2 protein-coding genes and 2 pseudogenes are annotated in these 3,151 nt (G+C 70.8%); all 4 read right to left on the bottom strand.

The window, feature by feature from the left end; all coding sequences use genetic code 11:
- Window positions 1-137: pseudogene (locus ACXAID_RS27610) on the bottom strand (methionyl-tRNA formyltransferase); the annotation flags it as partial.
- Between the two features lie 19 nt (window positions 138-156).
- Entirely contained in the window at window positions 157-693 is a 537-nt protein-coding gene (locus ACXAID_RS27605; protein ID WP_475025356.1) for a LemA family protein, read from the bottom strand.
- Complete coding sequence (locus ACXAID_RS27600; protein ID WP_475025355.1) at window positions 687-2,489, bottom strand: DUF2207 domain-containing protein; 1,803 nt, start codon at window positions 2,487-2,489, stop codon at window positions 687-689. Before ACXAID_RS27600 ends, ACXAID_RS27605 begins: the two co-directional genes overlap by 7 nt.
- Before the next feature lie 36 nt (window positions 2,490-2,525).
- Window positions 2,526-3,151, bottom strand: a pseudogene (locus ACXAID_RS27595) (primosome assembly protein PriA); the annotation flags it as partial.

Genomic DNA, 3,151 nt, shown 5'->3' with positions numbered 1-3,151 from the left:
GGGGCCGGTCGCCCCCGCCGGCCGGCTGCCGCGTCGGGCCGCGTGAGCACGCCGACGACGTCGTGCCGCGGTGATTCGATCAGCAGGCGCAGGGAGGGCAGAGCCGGTTCAGGCGTGCCGGCGAAGACGAGACGCACCGCGCCAGTCTAGGGAGCGTCAACGAGGCGTCTGGTAGTACTCCTTCTCGCCCACCCCGGTCAGCGGGGCGACCAGCAGCCACGGGATCGTGGTGAGCAGCTTGTTGAGGCTGGCGACGCTGTCGTTGTAGTACTGGCGGGCGAAGGCCAGCTTGTCCTCGGTGTCGGCGAGATTGCGCTGCAGGTCGAGAAAGTTGTTCGACGAATTCAGCTGGGGGTAGGTCCGTCCCAGCGCCAGTACCGGCGCCAGCGCGGTGTCGAGCTGTTTCTCGGCCGCGCTGCGCTGCAGGACCGATTTCCCGCTGGTGGCCGAGGTCAGGGCCGCCGTGGCGTCGGTGACGTGGTCGAGGACGGCCTTCTCGTGGGTGGCGAACGTCGCCACGGTGTGGATCAGGCTGGGTATCAGCGACGCACGCCGGGTCAGCTCGACGTCGATCCCGGACAGCGCCTCGGCCACCCGGACCTCTGCGGAACGGATTTTGTTGTAGCCCAACACGAATCCGATCAGCACAGCGACCGCCACCACCAGGATGACGACCAGCAGGAAGGTCACCATGACCCGCCACCTCCTCCTCCGCCGCCGCCTCCGCCGCCACCACTGCTGGAACCGCCGCCCGACGACGACGAGGACTGCGAGGCGGTGTAGGCGCCGATCGACGACGACAGCGCCGATTCGAAGCTGTCGAAGTCCCCGCCGGTCGAACCGAACCATCCGGCCGAGCTCGACGAGCTCGATGTTCCGTACCAACCCGGCTGCGGCGCAAGCTCACCGGTGGTCTCCTGGTACTTCTGGGCCCACAGCGCCGCCGAGCCGGCGGCGACGGCGAACGGGATGTAGGCCGTGTAGAGGTCCTTGCGGGCACCGAAATCGAATCGGCTCTCGGCGGAATCGGTGGCCAGCACCCGGTGGAAGCCACCCACCCGCGACCACATCTCGCGCCCGGCCGGGGTGCGCCGGGTTCCGACCCCGTCGCGCCAGCACGCCGCGGACAGCACGAAGAACACCGCGAACGGCACCGCCCACAGCGTGAACGGCGGACCCCAGGAGAAGAACCCGCAGAGCATCAGCACGAACGCCAGTGCGTTGGCGGCGCGCAGCCACAGTTCCTTCTTGCGCTTGACCAGCAGGCCGGAGGACAGCGCCCACTCTTCGACCGCGTCGGTCATGTCGTCCTTGGCCTTGTCGAGGCGCTCCCCGGATTTGACGCTCTTCTTGGCCTCGAATTCCTTGCCCGGCGCATCGACCTTGAGCCGCCGGCCGACCTTGGCACTGACCGGATCCACGTCGTACCAGTCGCGCGTCTGGCCGACGCCGCGGATCCGCCACCGCTTTTCGTCGAGTTGCTCCAACGTGATCAGTCCGCGTTCGGCCAGGTAGAACAGCGTGGCGGTGAGCCCGCGCCTGGGCACCGACTCGGTGCGGATGTACTCGACCTGCACCGGGCCCAGCCCGGGTGGGGGCGCGTACTGCAGCGGGAATCCCGGGCTGCGCTCGGTGACAGCGCGCAGCCACATCAGCGCCCCGATCGCCAGCAGCACGGTGAGCACGCCGATGCCCACCACGGCACCCACCGACTGGCCCAGCACCCGGTCCCAGCTGTAGGACCACGGCAGGGTTGTCCGCGGCGGCGTCGCGACGTCGACCCCGGCGCGCACCGTCACCGGCGTGCGCGGCTGGAGGTTCTGGGCCGACAACTCCACCCGGCGCCCGTCGGTGGTCAGCCGGTCGCAGCTGCGCCCGACCCCGGTGCCCACCGAGCACTGCGCGCCGGCGACCTCGCCGGGCAGTTCGATGGAGATGTCCGCGGAGCGGATGACGTTGTTCCAGGACGGCGCGATGACGTTCCAGTAGAAGACCGACGGCGATTCGGCCACCTCGCCGGCCGAATCGGCGAACTGCCGGTCTGCGCCGGTGGTGCCCGGGTCGAGCACACCGGGCACGGTGTAGCGGATCTCGAAGACGTGGGTGCCCGAGCTCAGCGTCCGGTCCGGATCACCGATCTTGGCGACCCGGAACCGCTCACCGTCCTCCCACAACATCTGGACGGGCACCGGTCCCCCGTCGAGCTGCACCGAGGTGACCTCCGGGCGCTGCCGCACATGTGGATCGTTGGGGTTGGCGACGTCCCAGTAGCGGAAGAGCCCGTGGCGCCCGCTGGGGAACTCCGCGGTGATGGTCTCCACCGCGGACATGGTGCCCTCGGCGTCGACCACGATGTCGACGTCGAAGTTCTCGAACACCACCGGATCGGAGACCGCCGAGGAGGTGGAGCCGCCCTGGAACAGCCACGGCCACAGCACCCCCAGTGCGATGACCGCCAGGGTGATGAGCCATCTGATCAGCCGAGCCATCGCCCCTCCTGTCCGACTCCCGGCGGGTGTCGCGAATCACCCTATGTGCAGAGGATCGATCTGCACACGAACCGGCTCGTGGTCGTGGCGCGCGCTGGAGGCCGCGGTGGCCCGGCGTAACGCCGTCGCCAGGGCGTGGCCGCCCGATCGCGGCACCCGGACCAGCATCCGGATCACCGGGTGGTCGCCGGCCACGCCGGCCGGCCTGCGGGCAGCGGCAGGCAGGTCGACGGGCCCGAGCACCTCGGCACCGTCGGGGAGTTCGGTCAGCGCCAGCAGCGCGTCCACCGCGTCCGGGGTGCCGTCGATCGCGGCCATGTGCACCGCCGGCGGTAGGCCCACCTCGCCGCGGGCGTCCAGTTCGGCCTCGGCGTGCCCGACCGGATCCCACCGGATGAGCGCCTGCACGGTGGGGATGACGGATTCGGCGACCACGGCGACCACACCGCCGTCGGCATGGCCGCGCACCAGCGCCACCGCGCCCATCCACCGCCTCAGAGCGTCCTCGGCGGCGCGCAGGTCCTGCCGGCCCAGCAGAGCCCAGCCGTCGAGCAGCAGCGCCGCGCCGTAGCCGCCCTCGGCAACCGGTTCCACACCCGGGGTGGCCACCACCACGGCGGGCCGGTTCCCGACGGCGGCCACCACGCTGTCCCCGCCGGAGG

Source organism: Mycobacterium sp. ABE4_509, from assembly GCF_056160785.1.
The sequence above is the reverse complement of the archived record's forward strand: the minus strand, read 5'-3'. Positions and strand labels throughout refer to the sequence as shown.

Excerpts from the sequence above, each read along its gene's own strand:
- ACXAID_RS27605 (WP_475025356.1), bottom strand. The coding sequence starts at position 693 with ATGGTGACCTTCCTGCTGGTCGTCATCCTGGTGGTGGCGGTCGCTGTG.
- ACXAID_RS27600 (WP_475025355.1), bottom strand. The coding sequence starts at position 2,489 with ATGGCTCGGCTGATCAGATGGCTCATCACCCTGGCGGTCATCGCACTG.